At 60.5% G+C, this 694-nt stretch carries 1 protein-coding gene; it reads left to right on the top strand.

Annotated elements, in window-relative coordinates; genetic code table 11:
• Positions 1 to 694, top strand: a 694-nt coding sequence (locus Y79_RS01000000120290; protein ID WP_032864924.1) for a condensation domain-containing protein, incomplete at both ends; no start/stop codon positions are given.

The raw sequence follows: 694 nt of genomic DNA, 5'->3' as shown, positions 1-694 counted from the left end.
GATGCCGGCTCAGTTTATAGAGATGAGCGAGTGGCCGGTCACACCGAGCGGAAAGCTTGACCGACGCGCGCTGCCGGCTCCTGACGGAGCGGCAGGCAGACAGGCGTACACCGCACCGCGAAACGTCACGGAAATGAAGCTTTGCGCCCTTTGGGAAGAAGTGCTGAAAAACGGCCCCGTCGGCATCCGGGATCACTTTTTTGAGCGGGGCGGCCATTCGTTAAAAGCGACGGCTCTCGTCTCCCGCATCGCCAAGGAGTTCGGCGTTCAGGTGCCGTTACAGGACATCTTCGCCCGGCCGACGGTGGAAGAGCTCGCTAAGGTCATTCAGGACCTCGAAGAGAGCCCGTATGAAGCGATTCAGCCGGCGAAAACACAAGACACTTATCCAGTGTCTTCAGCGCAGAAACGGATGTATGTGCTCCAGCAGCTTGAAGACGGCGGTGTCGGCTACAATATGCCGGCTGTGCTGGAACTGACGGGCCCGCTTGACCGCGGCCGGCTGGAGGAGACATTCCGGCAGCTTGTGGAGCGGCACGAGTCGCTCAGAACGTCCTTTGAAACGGGGCCTGACGGCGAACCGATGCAGCGCATCCATGACAGCGTGATGTTTCAGCTGGATGAGGCCGATTCAGCTGACGCATTCGTCCGGCCGTTTTGTCTGGAGGAAGCGCCGCTCTTCCGCGCGGCTCTC

It is taken from the genome of Bacillus siamensis KCTC 13613 (assembly GCF_000262045.1).
In the GTDB taxonomy this organism is placed as follows: domain Bacteria; phylum Bacillota; class Bacilli; order Bacillales; family Bacillaceae; genus Bacillus; species Bacillus siamensis.
Note: the sequence above shows the minus strand (reverse complement) of the source record. Positions and strands in the feature narration are given on the sequence as shown.